The sequence below is a fragment of the Jiella flava genome (genome assembly GCF_017349315.1).
GTDB classification, from domain to species: domain Bacteria; phylum Pseudomonadota; class Alphaproteobacteria; order Rhizobiales; family Rhizobiaceae; genus Jiella; species Jiella flava.
The window spans coordinates 1-14,742 of sequence record NZ_JAFMPP010000005.1; the positions used below are offsets into that span (position 1 = coordinate 1).

Consider the following 14,742-nt stretch of genomic DNA (forward strand, 5'->3'; position numbering starts at 1 on the left):
TTCGCAGCAGAGGGAAACCGGGCAAGGTCGCCCTTGTCGCCGTCATCCGCAAGATGATCATCATCCTCAACGCCAGAATGCGCGACTACGCCGCTGCCGGGCTTGACCCCTAACACCGTTGCTTTTTCACCCAGGCCGCGATGGTCGAGTCAGGGGTGCTGGTGCTGCTCGACATCGACTATTTCAAGCGTGTCAACGACACCTATGGGCACCCCATCGGCGATGCCTGTCTGCAGGCGGTGGCGCAGCGACTGCAGGAGCTGGTGCGCAAGGGCGAAATCGTGGCGCGTTTCGGCGGCGAGGAGTTCGCGCTGATCCTCGTCGAGGGAGGAATCGAGGCCGCCCGCCTGTTCGGCGAGCGATTGGCGGAAGGCATCTGCTTTAAAGTTTATGAAATCGGCGGCGGTCAGTTCTCTGAGGTCGTCGTGACACTGTCTGGCGGTGCTGCGATTTTGCATCCAAAGTCGGATCTGCGCGACCTGCTCTCGCGGGCCGATAAGGCGCTCTACGAAGCCAAGCAAGGCGGACGCGCTCGCCTTTATTTCGTCGGTCGCAAGGAGCCGCTGTTCATTGGAACGCGCACGTCGACGCTGATATCCCGCGTCGACGCCGCACTCGTTCCGGACCGGTAATCCATTTCAGAACGGGCTCTCGCCGGTGACGACAAGCGGCGCGAGACGGCTGCGCATGTCGTCCGGCAGCGGCGTCGCCTTGCGGGTTTCCTCGTCGATCAGGACGATCACCGTCTCGGCGCGGGCGCAAAATTGCCCGTTCTGGAAGATGCCCTGGCGCATTTGCAGCGAGCTTCGGCCGATGACGGCCAGGCCCGTGCCGATCTCGACCTCGCCCGGCCAGGTCACCTCGCGGCGAAAGTCGATGGCGATGTGGGCGACGACGAAGGCCGTCCCGGCCGGCCGCGGGGCCTCGCCGCTATGCAGCATCTCCACGCGTCCCGTCTCGAAGAAGGTCGAAAACACGGCATTGTTGACATGGCCCTGGCGATCGGTGTCGCCGTAGCGCAGCTTGTCGCGGGTCCGGAAGGTGAAGTCGTTCAGGGCAGGCTCGCTCACGATCGTCCTCTCGCGGTCCAAGGCAGGCCGCATGGCGCGTGTCTGTCAGGAGAGCGGGTAGAGGCGGGAAACGCTTTCGTCAACGCGTCAGAGTCCCTATATAAAAGCTGTCATTTCGGTCGATTCGTCGCTTTCGGCGACCGGCCCGCGATCAAGGACCATCATGTCAGAACCCCTCGAGACAATCCCCGCAGCCGCTGCCGAATACGGCGCAGATTCGATCAAGGTTCTCAAGGGATTGGACGCGGTCCGCAAGCGGCCCGGCATGTATATCGGCGATACCGACGACGGCTCCGGCCTGCATCACATGGTCTATGAGGTGGTGGACAACGCCATCGACGAAGCGCTGGCCGGCCATGCGACGCACGTCACCGTCACGTTGAACGCCGACGGCTCCTGCACTGTGACCGATAACGGCCGCGGCATTCCGACCGACGTGCATTCAGGTGAGGGAGTCTCGGCGGCTGAGGTCATCATGACCCAGCTGCATGCCGGCGGCAAGTTTGACCAGAACTCTTATAAGGTCTCCGGCGGCCTGCACGGCGTCGGCGTCTCGGTGGTGAACGCGCTGTCGAGCTGGCTGAAGATGAAGATCCGTCGCAAAGGTCAGATCCACGAAATGGCTTTCACCCACGGCGTACCCGATTCGCCGCTGGCGGTGACGGGCGACGCCGGCGATGAGACGGGCACGGCGATCTCCTTCATGCCCTCCTTCGAGACGTTCAAGGGTGTGACAAGCTTCGACTATGCGACGCTGGAGCATCGGCTGCGCGAACTCGCCTTCCTCAATTCCGGTGTGCGCATCATCCTCACCGACAAGCGACCGGCCGACGAGAAGCGGATCGAACTGTTCTACGAGGGCGGGCTCGAGGCCTTCGCCCGCTACATCGACCGGGCGCGCAAGCCGTTGATTTCCGATCCGATCGCCCTGGCCGGGGAGAAGGACGGCATCACGGTCGAAGCGGCGCTGTGGTGGAACGACAGCTACAACGAGACCGTCCTCTGCTTCACCAACAACATTCCCCAGCGCGATGGTGGCACGCATCTCACCGGCTTTCGCGGCGCCTTGACGCGCCAGGTGACGGGCTATGCAGACGCCTCCGGCGCGATGAAGAAGGAGAAGGTGACGCTGACGGCGGACGATTGCCGCGAGGGGCTGACCTGCGTCCTTTCGGTCAAGGTGCCGGATCCGAAATTCTCATCCCAGACCAAGGACAAGCTGGTCTCCTCCGAGGTGCGGCCGGTGGTGGAAGGGCTCGTCAATGAGGCACTCTCCACCTGGCTCGAAGAGCATCCGCAGGAAGCCAGGGTGCTTGTCGCCAAGGTGATTGAGGCGGCCTCGGCCCGCGAGGCGGCCCGCAAGGCGCGCGACCTGACCCGCCGCAAGGGTGCTCTCGACATCACCTCGCTGCCCGGCAAGCTCGCCGACTGCCAGGAGCGCGATCCGGCCAAATCCGAGATCTTCATCGTCGAGGGTGACTCGGCCGGCGGCTCGGCCAAAGGCGCGCGCTCGCGGCAGAATCAGGCGATCCTGCCGCTTCGAGGCAAGATCCTCAATGTCGAGCGCGCACGGTTCGACCGGATGCTCGGCTCGGACCAGATCGGCACGCTGATCACCGCGCTCGGCACGTCGATCGGCAAGGACGAGTTCAACGCCGACAAGCTGCGCTACCACAAGATCATCATCATGACGGACGCCGATGTCGATGGCGCCCATATCCGCACCCTGCTTCTGACGTTCTTCTTCCGCCAAATGTCGGAGCTGATCGAACGCGGCCACGTCTTCATCGCCCAGCCGCCGCTCTACAAGGTGACGCGCGGCAAGCAGAGCCAGTATCTCAAGGACGAGAAGGCGCTCGAAAACTATCTGATCGAGGGCGGCCTCGACGATGCGTCGCTGACGCTGCCGAATGGCGAGGTGCGCGTCGGCCGCGATCTTCGGGCCGTCGTCGACGATGCGCTGGCGGTGCGCCAAGTGCTGTCGGGCCTGCATTCGCGCTACGATCGCTCGGTCGTCGAGCAGGCGGCGATCCTCGGCGCGCTGTCGCCGGAGGTTGCCGACCATCCCCAGAACGGGCCGGACACGGCGCGGCGGATCGCCGAGCGGCTCGACCTCATCGCCGAAGAGACCGAGCGCGGCTGGGCCGGCGAGGCGGCCGATGGCGGCTATCGTTTCGCCCGTACCGTGCGCGGTGTCACCGAGCTGCGCATTCTCGACGCGGCGCTTTTGAACTCCGGCGACGCGCTGCAGCTGATGCGCCAGGCGCCGCGGCTGAAGGACGTCTATGACGGCGGCGTGCCGGTGCTGCGCCGCAAGGAGACCGAGCGGCCGATCTCGGGCCCGCTTGAGCTGTTGATGGCGGTGTTCGAAGTCGGCCGCAAGGGCATCGCCACCCAGCGCTATAAGGGTCTCGGTGAGATGAATCCTGAGCAGCTCTGGGAGACGACGCTCGATCCCGAGGCGCGCACGCTGGTACGGGTCAAGGTTCAGGATGCCACCGATGCCGACCAGCTGTTTTCGAAGCTGATGGGCGACGAGGTCGAGCCGCGGCGCGAATTCATCCAGGACAACGCCCTGCAGGTCGCCAATCTCGACATCTGACGACGCGTGGCTCTTGGTGTGAGGACAAGCCGGGCCGTTGGCTCGCTCCTCTGCGTCAGTGGGGCGGTCCGGCCGGTTCGAGCTGCGGCCGACGCGCTCGCTTCGTGCCGCGCGTCAGCGCGAGAAGCGGTCGCTCCAGGATGAAGTAGGTGATGATCCCGCCGAGCGCGCAGGCGCTGGTGAGGGTGGCGATATAAAGCGCGACAAAAGCACCGTTCACCGGCAGGCCGAGGATCTGCCAGACGATCTGGCAGATCGGAATTGTCAGGATATGCGTCAGATAGATCGAATAGGACGCATTGCCGAGAAGCAGCAGCGGGCGCGAGGCAAAAAGGGGCGCGCCCTTCTTCTCATGCATCGCCGCGCCGAGGACGATTAACGTAGCCGGCAGGCCGGAGAGGATCGGCGAGTGTTCGCCTCGGCTCGCCAAAGCGAGCGCTAGCGCACCGAGGGCAAGCAGCGCCAGCGCTAAGGTTCGGCGAAAGCTCACGGCGGATTGGTAGAGAACCCCGATCAGGACGCCGAAGGCGAATTCGAGGATGATCGGCTGCGTATAGAAGGCGACGACACCTGTCGGCTGCGCGATCAGGCCGGCCAGCACCAGCCCTGTCAGCGCAAGCATCAACATCGTCAGCCGTGCCCACTGCGGCAAAAACAGCGCGGCGGCGAACAGCAGATAGAACGCCATTTCGTAATTCAGCGTCCATCCCACGAACAGCACCGGATTATAGAGATGCAGGGTCGGATGCATCACCGGCAGGAACAGCATCGAGCCGGTGAAATGCAGGGCGTCGAACTGGGTCGCGCGCAAGAGCGAAGGGGCGGTCAGAGCGACGGCCGTCAGTGCCAGGGTGAGCAGCCAGTAGAGCGGGGCGATCCGCTCCACACGCCGCAGGAAAAATCCGCCCGGCGTCTCTGACCGGCGGGCGGTCGTGACCCACATGATGAAGCCGCTGAGAACGAAGAAAATGTCGACGCCGGCCTGGCCGACGCTGAAGGAGGGGAGCACCAAAGCCGCGCCCAGCCGGCCGGGCGAATCGGTGATGTGAAAGGTCACCACCATCATCGCGGCGATCCCACGCAAATATTGGAGATTCACGATCATCGCAGTATCCGGCCTGGTTCGGTGGCTGAACGGCAAGAGCAGGCGCGAATCCTGCAACTCGATGATCTGTAATGCCTGCGGAATATTTGAGGAAAAGTTTATCCCCGAAAGTATATAAGGAATTTAATAAATTTATATTATTGTATTTTTACAAGATTATCGAATCGGCGTGGCGTTGTGGCCGATTATCTCGAAGCAGACGAATGGCGATGATCGCGGTCCGGCGTGTGCAATCTCCCCGTCTCGCTCCGGCCATCGGGGCGCCTGTCTGAGCTGCTGCGGCGAAGGTGGTGTCGACGCGGCGGCCCCCGGCTTCCGTATCGGTATTCTAACCGCGGTCGCGGTTTTTTTACCGGTGCCGGTCAGACTTCGGCCCAAACGCTCCGGGTGAGGACCTCCTGATGAAGATCGCGATCGTCGGCTGCGGCTTTGTCGCCGACTACTATATGCTGACGCTCGCCAATCATCCCGAGCTTGAGCTGATCTGCGCGTTTGATCGCGATCCTGTCGCCAGCCGTCGTTTCGGCGCCTATTTCGGCGTGCGGATGACCGAAAGCTTCGCGGCGCTGCTCGCCGAGCCCGGCCTCGAACTCGTGCTGAACCTCACCAATCCAGGCAGCCACTACGCGATTTCCAAGGCGGCGCTTGCAGCCGGTCATCACGTCTATTCGGAAAAACCCCTCGCGATGACGATCGAGGATGCGGACGATCTTGTCCGTCTTGCCAAGGCGGGCGATCTGATGCTCGCCGCCGCGCCCTGTTCCTATCTCGGCGAGGCGGCCCAGACCCTCGGTGCGGCGATCGCCGACAAGCGCATTGGCGATGTCCGGCTGGTCTATGCCGAGATGGAAGACGGCATGGTGTTTCGCGAGCCTTATGCCGACTGGACCAGCCCGTCCGGCGCGCCTTGGCCGGCCCGCGACGAATTTGCCGTCGGCGCGACGCTGGAGCACGCCGGGTACTATCTCAGCTGGCTGTGCGCCTATTTCGGCCCGGTGGTGGAGATGACGGCTTTCGCCCATCGCTGCTTCGACGACAAGGGCACCGGCCAGCCGCCCGACGCGCTCGCCAACGACCTGTCGATCGCCTGTCTGACCTTTGCCGGCGGCGTCGTCGCCCGCCTCAGCTGCGGTCTCGCCGCGCCGAAGGATCGCTCGCTGCACGTCATCGGGACGGAGGGCATTCTGTCCTTAAGCGAAGCCTGGGACTATGCCTCGCCAATCTATCAGCGCGATCCGATGGGCCATTGGCAATCGCGGCTGCCGATCTTCGGCAAGGTGCTGCGCCGGCTGGAGCGCGGCAAGCCGGGACGGCACTGGTTCGGCCGCCGGCTGGCGATGCCGAAGGTCGACGCGCGGGTGCCGAAAACATCGTCGAAGATGGATTTTTCCCGCGGTCCCGCAGCGATCGCCAAAGCGACCGCCGCCGGCAGTCCCCTTGCATATGGCGCCGACTTCGCGCGCCACATCACCGAAGTCGCCCTCGTCGCCCAAAACGCCGATCGTTACGCGATGCCCTATCGGCCCCGCACGACATTCGCGGTGGGAGGGTAAGAGAGGATTGATTGAATTGGTTCGATTGGTGATCGGATCTGCAGCGGGCCGATCATTCGGTTGCAGACCAGCGTTTCAGTCATGACAGCGGCCGGCCGCGATTTCGAGCCGCTGCTCGGCGCTTTTGCCGAAGGGCCCTCGAACGGATTTTGTCGCGCTCTCTGCCAGCGGCGTTCTGGATCCTCAAGACGGAGCCCGAGGATCCAGTCGATTGCGTCGACGTCGCAGAAAAAAGCCTCAAGCGGCCAACGGCTGTCAAAGAGGGGCGCGCCGTGATTGCAGCACTCGCCATCACAGCCGCTGTCCCATCACCCAAACACCACCGTCCGTGCGCCATTCAGCATCACCCGGCCTTCCAGATGCAGCTTGACGGCGCGGGCAAGCACCCGGCTTTCGATGTCGCGGCCGGTGGCGACGAGATCGTCGGGCGAGAGCGCGTGGGAAACGCGTTCGGTCTCCTGTTCGATGATCGGGCCTTCGTCGAGGTCGGCGGTCACGTAGTGGGCGGTCGCGCCGATCAGCTTGACGCCCCGCTTATGGGCCTGGTGATAGGGCTTGGCGCCCTTGAAGCTCGGCAGGAAGGAGTGGTGGATGTTGATCACCTTGCCCGACAGTCGCGTCGACAGATTGTCTGAGAGGATCTGCATATAGCGGGCGAGCACCACGAGGTCGCAGTCGCTCTCGCGCACCAGCGTGATCAGCTTATCCTCCTGCTCGGCCTTGGTCTCTTGGGTCACCGGCCAGTGATAGAAGGGGATGTCGTTGCGCTCGGCGGTCGGCCGGCTGGCTTCGTGGTTGGAGACGATCGCCACCACCTCGGCGTTCAGCCAGCCGGTGCGGATCTGGTAGAGCAAGTGTAGCAAGGCGTGGTCGAAACTTGAGACCATCGCGATGATCTTCGGCCGGCGGGCCGCGTCGGCGATCTTCAGATGCATGCCGAAGCGAGCGACCAGCGGGGCGAGCTGCCGCTCCAGGCTGTCGCGCGCCGTCTTTGTCTGAAACTCAGCGGCGATGCGCAGGAAGAAGCGGCCGGTGTCGCGATCCCAGAATTGCGCGCTCTCGGCGATGTTGGCGCCGGCCTCGAAGAGTTCCGTCGTCAGCCCGGCGACGATGCCCGGCCGGTCTTCGCAGGAGAGCGTGATGATATGGGTCTTGGACATAAAGGGCCCTTTTGCCGGTCGTGGGGTTCCGCGTGTTGGCGTGTGCCGGCGCGATCGTTGCGACGTTGAAACGCTTGATTGCCAGAAGCCCCTTCGCCTTTCCAGCGCCGAGCGTCGAAAACGGCCTCGGTCTCGCCGTCACGGGTCGGCTGCGCGGGGGAAAACCCTTGTCGTCCGTCTGCTTCTTCGTCAAGCCTGCTTCCCATTGTCATAATCGCGTGGTAGCAGCCCTTGCCATTCCTTTTGACGCGCCGCGACAGCGCCGCGAGCCTTGACCGGAGGCATGGCATGGCCGAGATCATCGAAACCCCGACCGGCGCGACCGCGCTGACCTTCGACGACGTGCTCCTGCAGCCCGGACATTCTGAGGTCATGCCCGGCCAAACGAATATCCGGACCAAGATCACCAAGTCGCTGGAACTCAATCTGCCGATCCTGTCGGCGGCGATGGACACGGTGACCGAGTCGCGGCTCGCCATCGCCATGGCCCAGGCCGGCGGCATCGGCGTTATCCACCGCAACCTCTCGCCATCCGAACAGGCCGAGGAAGTGCGGCAGGTGAAGAAGTTCGAGAGCGGCATGGTGGTCAACCCGGTCACCATCGGACCGGACGCCACCTTGGGCGACGCGCGCTCGCTGATGGCCTCCCATAAGATCTCCGGTATTCCGGTGGTCGAAAATGGCGGCCTCGGCGGCCAGACTCGCGGCCGGCTGGTCGGCATTCTCACCAATCGCGACGTGCGTTTCGCCGATGACGACCGTCAGCCGATCTCCGAACTGATGACCTGCACCGGCCTTGTCACCGTGCGCGAGTCGGTGGCCCAGGAAGAGGCCAAGCGGCTGCTGCATCAGCACCGCATCGAAAAGCTGGTGGTGGTCGATGCCGAGGAGCAGTGCATCGGGCTGATCACCGTCAAGGACATCGAGAAGTCCCAGCTCAACCCCAATGCGGCGAAGGATGGCCAGGGCCGGCTGCTCGCGGCGGCGGCGACCAGTGTCGGCGACGACGGCTTCGAGCGGGCCGAGCGGCTGATCGACGCCGGCGTCGACCTCCTGGTCATCGACACCGCTCACGGCCACTCCCAGCGCGTGCTCGACGCGGTCGCCCGCGCCCGGCGGATTTCCAACAATGTCCAGATCATCGCCGGCAATGTGGCGACGGCCGAGGGCACCAAAGCGCTGATCGATGTCGGCGCCGACGGCGTCAAGGTCGGCATCGGCCCGGGTTCGATCTGCACCACCCGTGTCGTCGCCGGTGTCGGCATGCCGCAACTGTCTGCGATCATGAGCGCCTTCGAGGCGGCTGATCAGGCCGGCATTCCGATCATCGCCGATGGCGGCATCAAATTTTCCGGCGATATCGCCAAGGCGCTGGCCGCCGGCGCGGCGGCGGCGATGGTCGGCTCACTGCTGGCCGGAACCGAGGAGAGTCCCGGCGAGATCTATCTGCATCAGGGCCGCTCCTACAAAGCCTATCGCGGCATGGGCTCGGTCGGCGCGATGGCGCGCGGCTCGGCCGATCGCTACTTCCAGGCCGAGGTGCGCGATACGTTGAAGCTGGTGCCCGAGGGCATCGAGGGCCAGGTCGCCTATAAGGGTCAGGTCGCGGCGGTGCTGCATCAACTGGCCGGCGGGCTGCGCGCAGCAATGGGCTATGTCGGCGCGGTCGATCTCGCCGCGCTGCGCGCCAGGGCCCGCTTTATCCGCATCTCCAATGCCGGCCTGCGCGAGAGCCATCCGCACGACGTGACGATCACCCGCGAGAGCCCCAACTATCCAGGCAATTAGGGCTCTGCCGCAGAGGGGATTAGCGGCGCATCGCCGCGTCGAGAATCGCCAGCGCGGCGATGCTGGCCGAGAGCGGATGCACAGGGCTCTCGGTCAGGCCGGCCTGAAGACACGCGGCGAAATGGTCGGCCTGATATTGCAGGCCGCTGCCGCGATAGGGCGTCGGGATCGGCTTGGCCTTCAGGGACGAAACCATGCGGCGATAATTGGCAAGCCGTAAGAACCGCGCCTTGCCGGTCACCGCTGGCGCCGCGGCGCCAGCGGTGCGGGCGTCAAGCGCTGCGCCCGCGAAATGGCGTTTCAGCATCAAGGCCGGCGGACAGAAGAACGGGCCGACCGCCGCCAACCTGCCATGTTCGCCAGAGACCGTCGCGCCGTTCGGCCCCTCGGTTTCGAAGCCGCAAGACAATTTGGCCAGAACCGCGCCGTGGCGGGCGATCAGCGCCGCCTGCCGCACGCTGCCGCGATCGTTGCGCTCGACGATCGCCTGGACGTCGCTGGCCGGCCCGAAGAGATGCAACGCGAGCGCCACCGGATAGACGCCGAGATCGAGCAGGGCGCCGCCGCTCTCTGGGTCGAAGAGCGCGGTCTCCGATCGATAGGGCCGGGCATAGGAGAGATTGGCCGACAGGCTCTTGGCGCTGCCGACCGCTCCCGCGGCAAGCTCCGCTTTCAATCTGACAATGCCCGGCGTGAACAGCATCCACATCGCTTCCATGGCGAGGCGGTTGTGCGTGCTGGCGGCCTCTTGGATCGCCGCCGCTTCGTTTGGCGTTACCGCCAGCGGCTTTTCGATCAGCACCGGCTTGCCGGCGGCGAGCGCCGTGACCGCGAGAGCCGCGTGGGCGCGATTGACCGTACCGACATAGATCGCGTCGACATCGGCGCGCGCAAGGATCGCCGGCGTCGTGTCGGCGACAAGCGCCATTCGCCCGTCCGGATCGAGCGCCGCGGCAAAGGCATCGGCCCGCGCCTTGTCGCGCGAGCCGATGGCGGCAAGCCGCCCCTTTTCGGCAAAGGCGAGATCGTTGGCGAACCGCCGGGCGATCTGGCCGGTGCCAAGGATGCCCCAGCGGATGGGCAATGTCGTCATCGGGGCGCTCCGGGTTCGAGGCAGTCGGACGGGAGGGCGAAATCCCCTCCTTTGCCTCTCACCCTACCGCGAGCAACTCGCCGAATGGTTACAGCCGACGTGGCCTGAGATTACTTCGCAGTGCTCGCCGGCGTCAGTTTCAGCAGGCGACCGCCAGGGCCGTCCTCGAGGACGAAGAGGGCGCCGTCCGGGCCCTGTTCGACTTCGCGGACGCGCTGGCCCATGTCGAAGCGCTCAACCTCCGTTGCCGTGCCACCCTGGCCGCCGTCCTCGAAGGCGACATGGACGAGGGCCTGGCTGCGCAGGCCGCCGATCAGGCCGTCGCCCTTCCAGTCGGCGAAGAGATCGCCGTCATAGATGACGAATCCGGCCGGTGCGATCACCGGGGTCCAGGAAATTTCCGGCTTGGTATAGGCGTCGCTGGTCGCATGGTCGGGGATCGGGCTGCCGTCGTAATTTTCGCCATTCGAGACGTTCGGCCAGCCGTAATTGGCGCCCTTTTCAATGCGGTTCAGTTCGTCGCCGCCGCGCGGGCCCATCTCATGCGCCCAGAGCTGGCCGCCGCCGTCAAAAGCGAGGCCGAGCATGTTGCGATGGCCGATCGTCCAGAACTGCCTGGCCATCTCGCCGTCACTCTGGAATGGATTGTCGCTCGGCACGGCGCCGTCGTCATGCAGGCGGACGATCTTGCCGAGATTGCTGTCCATCGCCTGCGCCGGGGTCTTTTTCTGCCGTTCGCCCGAGGTGACGAACATCATGCCGTCGGGGCCAAAGGCGATGCGGTGGGAGTAATGCCCCATGCCGGAGACCTTCGGCACCTGGCGCCAGATCACCGCGACATTTTCCAGCCGCGGGCGCTCGCCGTCGTCAACGGCCAGGCGGGCGCGTGCGACGGCCGCCCCCTGGCCGCCTTCGCCCTCTTCGGCAAAGGTCAGATAGACGAGACGGTTCTCCGCAAAGTTCGGATGCAGCACCACGTCGCCGAGGCCGCCCTGGCCGCCATAGGCGACGGCCGGGGTGCCGGCGACCGGGGTCTTCTCCTGACCGTCGGCCGCGACATGCAGGAGCGTGCCGGACTTTTCCGTCACCAGCATCGAGCCGTCTGGAAGGAAGGTCATTGCCCAGGGCTCGTTGAATTCGGCGACGGGCGCAACCGCGATCGTCGTCCCCTTCGAGCTTTCGACCGTCGTTTCAGCCTCGGCGGGCAGGGCGAAGGCGAGGGCACTCAAGAGGGGGGCGGCGGCGAGCGATGACATGCGAAACATGGATGGTTCTCCCAAGCGTGGTGCAATGCGATGGCAAGCCTGTCTTGAGATCAGGCTCACCGGCATGCCGGTTGGTGACGATATGGGCGTTCTGGCTGCGGTTGAGAGACCCGCAACGCTCAAACCGGCTTCACCCTGTCGTGACCGGCCATGGCCGGCATTCCTGTCTCGCCTGTCCGTCCGAGGCTCTGGCTGAGCCTGGCAGTATCGTGGAACAGCAATACCTCCAGTGACCGGGTCGTGCCGCGCAATTCGGCGATCCGCCGTTCGCCGCCCACCGCTTCGCCGATTTCCGCCAGCGCCGCCATCTCGGCCGAGACGGCCAGCGCGGCCTCATGGGTCTTGGCGAAATCCTGCAGCCGCGACGCGGTGTTGATCGTCCGACCGAGGGCGGTTCGGGTAAGGCGGGGAGTGGTGCCGCCGCCGATCTGGCCGAAGATCGCCGGGCCGCCATGGACGCCGATTGCAACCCGCAGCGGGCTTTCCCACTCCCGAGCGTTTTCGGCGTTCATCGCCTCGACGGTCTGCAGGATGGCGCAGGCGGCCTGAAGGGCGTCGCGAGCCGAGTCCTCGATCTTGCCGGGCTTGGAAAACAGCGCCATCACGCCGTCGCCCATGAACTTGTCGATCTCGCCGCCATGGGCCTCGATCTGCCGCGCCACGCGGTCGAAATAGGCATTGAGCAGATGGACGACGTCATAGGGCAGCCATCGTTCGGAGATGCCGGTGAAGCCGCGCAGATCGGCAAAAAGTGCCACGACCTCGCGCTCGACGCCGAAGCGGTAGGGATCATCGGCGGGGGCGGTGGCGTAGATCTCGCCGGCACCGACCAGGCGGCGTACCACAATGTCTCGGCTCGGGCGGTACTGGCAGGCGAGGCGAACGTTCGGTGGCGCCTTGATCTTGGCCAGCAACTGTCGTTCTGCGACATTCGGGGGATCGGCGGCCGCGTCGTGTCCTTTGAGCACCAGGACGCGGCAGGTGGAGCACCGCGCCCGGCCGTTGCAGGCCGATGCATGCGGGATTTCCGCGGCGCGGCTGGCATCGAGGACGGTGCCGCCCCTGCGCGCCACAACCGCCTGCTTGCCGCCGTCACCAGCCTCATAGACGATGACCAGCCGCCGCCGGCCGCGTCTGAGCAGCGGGCGTGCGACATGGAACAGCGCCAGCATCGCCAGGCCGGCGAGGACGACATTGCGGGTGGTGTTGGCTGCGGCGAGAATCTCTGGCGGAATGCCGGGCGCGCCGCCGGCTGCGACGACGGCCCGCCCGCCGGTGATGAAACCGGTAAAGGCGAAGATCACCATTGCCGTCGCCAAAGCGGCAAAGCCGGTGACGGACTTGGCGTAGAAGGGCTTGGCCCGCAGCCATTGGTGGATGCCGATGCAGCCATGCATCCAGACCAAAGCGAGCAGCACGGTCTGCAGCAGGATCCCGCCCGGCCAGAGCTGTGACAAAAGCTGCCGGTAGCCGACCCGCACGCCCCAGAACGCTTCCGCCCCGCGGGTGTCGACAATGTGCGGCAGCAACAGGATCGGGATGGCGAGACCGGTGATCGCCTGGACGATCTGGGCGATGGGCAGGCGCCAGTTATAGCGGGTGACGATGGCGTTCAGACCCAGCACGACATGTACCAGTAGAGCACCATAAAGCAGCACCGTGCCGACAGGATTGTCCCAGACCAGGATTTTGAGTCGGGCGCCCGCCCCGAGTGCGTCGAGCGAGATGTTGCCAAGCGCGTGATTGATGAGATGGGTTGCCGAATAGGCGAAGAGAATGACGCCGGAGACGAGCCGCCAGCGCAATGGATTGCGCAGCGGGGCGGGAATTTTTCGCCGCAACGCGCGGCGGATGGTGCCGGGGGATCGGCGCTGACTGATGAACGGGCCCATCGCGATTCTTTCCGCCCCAATGCTTGCCGCCGCAAGGTTTTGCCTTTGACGGGAGGCCCCATCTTCCCGTGGGTCACAAACCCAGCCCACCCGATCGGCGGCCTGTGCATGTCGATTCCGCAGCGCAGCTTCCTGCCGATCGCCCGGCATCGGTCGAAAGGGAAGGAAAGGAACGGCGCGGACGTTCCCTATGCTCCCAGCGGACTTGCCTTGTCCATCGATCGACAGAGGATTTCGGCGAACGCTGCGTAATCATTCCGGCGAACGGCGGTCGGGCGGAAGGTCAGCACCAGGCGCCGCGAGGGGGCTGGGGCAGTCATCCGCATAATCGCGATTCCGTCGCCCTTGGCCTCGTCGGCAACGGCCATGTCGGGGATCAGTGTTGCGCCGAGTCCGCCGGCGACCATGCGAAGAATTGTCGTCAGGCTCGTCGCTCCGAGCCTCGCCAATTCGTGATCACCGGCGATGCGGCAGATGTCGAGCGCCTGTGTCCGCAGACAGTGCCCTTCCTCAAGGAGAATCATGCGTTGGCGCGAGAGTTCGTGCAGCGGCACGGGATCGGGCAGCGTCGCTGCGAGATTAGCCGGGACCGCGAGGTGGAAGGGATCGTCGAACAGCGTGATCGTCTCGACATCCGGCGCTTCCAGCGGCTCGGCCAACACCGCGCAATCGATTTCGCCGTTCTTCAGATCCTCGATCAAGCGTTCGGTGATGCTTTCACGCACCTGGCATTCGAGACCGGGAACCTCGGCGGCCAGGACCGGCAGCAGCCGTGGCAGGAGATAGGGGGCGACAGTCGCGATCATGCCGACCCGCAGGCGGCTGCCAAGGACACTGGCCTTGCGGTCGGCGAGACTTTCCAGATCGCGCACTTCGGTCAGGATCCGCCGCACCCGGTCGGCGACAAGCTCGCCGTCGGCAGTGAGAAACACGCCGGCCGGCCCGCGGGTGAACAGCGCGGTGCCCATCAGATCTTCGAGTTGCGCAATCTGACCGGAGAGCGCCGGCTGACTGATGTTCAGGCGCCTCGCCGCGCGACCAAAATGATGTGTCTCGGCAAGGGTCTGAAAATAGCGGATCTGTCGGAGTGTGAGCATCGCGATAAGTTATGCTGATCGTGTGGCGGAAGAAATACGATTGGAGATGATTGCGCCATTCCTACATAACGTTTTGGAAGAATTCCAAGGCCCGTGCATCAACACGGGCTGCCATTC

The 14,742-nt window shown here is 64.9% G+C and carries 11 protein-coding genes and 1 pseudogene; 5 read left to right on the forward strand and 7 right to left on the reverse strand.

Annotated elements, in window-relative coordinates; translation table 11 throughout:
• Together J1C48_RS07295 and J1C48_RS07300 are read left to right on the forward strand one after the other, a co-directional pair.
• Window positions 1-113, forward strand: a pseudogene (locus J1C48_RS07295) (IS110 family transposase); the annotation flags it as partial.
• A 27-nt stretch (window positions 114-140) separates the two neighbouring features.
• Window positions 141-632 carry a GGDEF domain-containing protein gene (locus J1C48_RS07300; protein WP_207257173.1) on the forward strand — a complete coding sequence of 164 codons (492 nt, stop codon included), beginning with the start codon at window positions 141-143 and terminating at the stop codon, window positions 630-632.
• A gap of 6 nt (window positions 633-638) precedes the next feature.
• Here J1C48_RS07300 and J1C48_RS07305 read toward each other — a convergent pair whose 3' ends face one another.
• Entirely contained in the window at window positions 639-1,070 is a 432-nt protein-coding gene (locus tag J1C48_RS07305) for an acyl-CoA thioesterase (RefSeq protein WP_231081714.1), read from the reverse strand.
• Between the two features lie 163 nt (window positions 1,071-1,233).
• Here J1C48_RS07305 and gyrB point away from each other — a divergent pair, with 163 nt between their 5' ends.
• The gene (gene gyrB / locus J1C48_RS07310; RefSeq protein WP_207257175.1) at window positions 1,234-3,672 is read left to right on the forward strand and encodes a DNA topoisomerase (ATP-hydrolyzing) subunit B; all 2,439 of its coding nucleotides are present in this window, start codon (window positions 1,234-1,236) and stop codon (window positions 3,670-3,672) included.
• Between the two features lie 55 nt (window positions 3,673-3,727).
• On the opposite strand, the gene J1C48_RS07315 is transcribed toward gyrB, so the two are convergent.
• Window positions 3,728-4,777 (reverse strand): acyltransferase family protein, encoded by a 1,050-nt coding sequence (locus J1C48_RS07315; protein ID WP_207257176.1) that lies wholly within the window; start codon window positions 4,775-4,777, stop codon window positions 3,728-3,730.
• A 401-nt stretch (window positions 4,778-5,178) separates the two neighbouring features.
• Here J1C48_RS07315 and J1C48_RS07320 point away from each other — a divergent pair, with 401 nt between their 5' ends.
• Window positions 5,179-6,330, forward strand: coding sequence for a Gfo/Idh/MocA family protein (locus J1C48_RS07320; protein WP_207257177.1), 1,152 nt, complete (start codon window positions 5,179-5,181; stop codon window positions 6,328-6,330).
• A 308-nt stretch (window positions 6,331-6,638) separates the two neighbouring features.
• Here the strand turns inward: J1C48_RS07320 and purU are convergent, their stop codons facing one another.
• On the reverse strand, window positions 6,639-7,490 hold the full coding sequence (gene purU / locus J1C48_RS07325; RefSeq protein WP_207257178.1) for a formyltetrahydrofolate deformylase: 852 nt from the start codon (window positions 7,488-7,490) through the stop codon (window positions 6,639-6,641).
• A 288-nt stretch (window positions 7,491-7,778) separates the two neighbouring features.
• Between purU and guaB the strand changes: the two genes are divergently transcribed.
• Window positions 7,779-9,278, forward strand: coding sequence for an IMP dehydrogenase (gene guaB, locus J1C48_RS07330; protein WP_207257179.1), 1,500 nt, complete (start codon window positions 7,779-7,781; stop codon window positions 9,276-9,278).
• Between the two features lie 19 nt (window positions 9,279-9,297).
• On the opposite strand, the gene J1C48_RS07335 is transcribed toward guaB, so the two are convergent.
• The 4 genes from J1C48_RS07335 to J1C48_RS07350 form a co-directional block, all read right to left on the reverse strand.
• Window positions 9,298-10,371 (reverse strand): Gfo/Idh/MocA family protein, encoded by a 1,074-nt coding sequence (locus J1C48_RS07335; protein WP_207257180.1) that lies wholly within the window; start codon window positions 10,369-10,371, stop codon window positions 9,298-9,300.
• A 110-nt stretch (window positions 10,372-10,481) separates the two neighbouring features.
• Window positions 10,482-11,636, reverse strand: coding sequence for a PQQ-dependent sugar dehydrogenase (locus J1C48_RS07340; protein WP_207257181.1), 1,155 nt, complete (start codon window positions 11,634-11,636; stop codon window positions 10,482-10,484).
• A 119-nt stretch (window positions 11,637-11,755) separates the two neighbouring features.
• Window positions 11,756-13,528: an adenylate/guanylate cyclase domain-containing protein gene (locus J1C48_RS07345; protein WP_207257182.1), complete on the reverse strand. Its 1,773-nt coding sequence runs from the start codon at window positions 13,526-13,528 to the stop codon at window positions 11,756-11,758.
• 188 nt (window positions 13,529-13,716) lie between these two features.
• Window positions 13,717-14,625 (reverse strand): LysR substrate-binding domain-containing protein, encoded by a 909-nt coding sequence (locus J1C48_RS07350; protein ID WP_207257183.1) that lies wholly within the window; start codon window positions 14,623-14,625, stop codon window positions 13,717-13,719.
• Window positions 14,626-14,742 lie beyond the last annotated feature (117 nt).

Excerpts from the sequence above, each read along its gene's own strand:
- purU (WP_207257178.1), bottom strand. The coding sequence starts at position 7,490 with ATGTCCAAGACCCATATCATCACGCTCTCCTGCGAAGACCGGCCGGGC.
- J1C48_RS07320 (WP_207257177.1), top strand. The coding sequence starts at position 5,179 with ATGAAGATCGCGATCGTCGGCTGCGGCTTTGTCGCCGACTACTATATG.
- J1C48_RS07350 (WP_207257183.1), bottom strand. The coding sequence starts at position 14,625 with ATGCTCACACTCCGACAGATCCGCTATTTTCAGACCCTTGCCGAGACA.
- J1C48_RS07340 (WP_207257181.1), bottom strand. The coding sequence starts at position 11,636 with ATGTTTCGCATGTCATCGCTCGCCGCCGCCCCCCTCTTGAGTGCCCTC.
- guaB (WP_207257179.1), top strand. The coding sequence starts at position 7,779 with ATGGCCGAGATCATCGAAACCCCGACCGGCGCGACCGCGCTGACCTTC.
- J1C48_RS07345 (WP_207257182.1), bottom strand. The coding sequence starts at position 13,528 with ATGGGCCCGTTCATCAGTCAGCGCCGATCCCCCGGCACCATCCGCCGC.
- gyrB (WP_207257175.1), top strand. The coding sequence starts at position 1,234 with ATGTCAGAACCCCTCGAGACAATCCCCGCAGCCGCTGCCGAATACGGC.
- J1C48_RS07300 (WP_207257173.1), top strand. The coding sequence starts at position 141 with ATGGTCGAGTCAGGGGTGCTGGTGCTGCTCGACATCGACTATTTCAAG.
- J1C48_RS07335 (WP_207257180.1), bottom strand. The coding sequence starts at position 10,371 with ATGACGACATTGCCCATCCGCTGGGGCATCCTTGGCACCGGCCAGATC.
- J1C48_RS07315 (WP_207257176.1), bottom strand. The coding sequence starts at position 4,777 with ATGATCGTGAATCTCCAATATTTGCGTGGGATCGCCGCGATGATGGTG.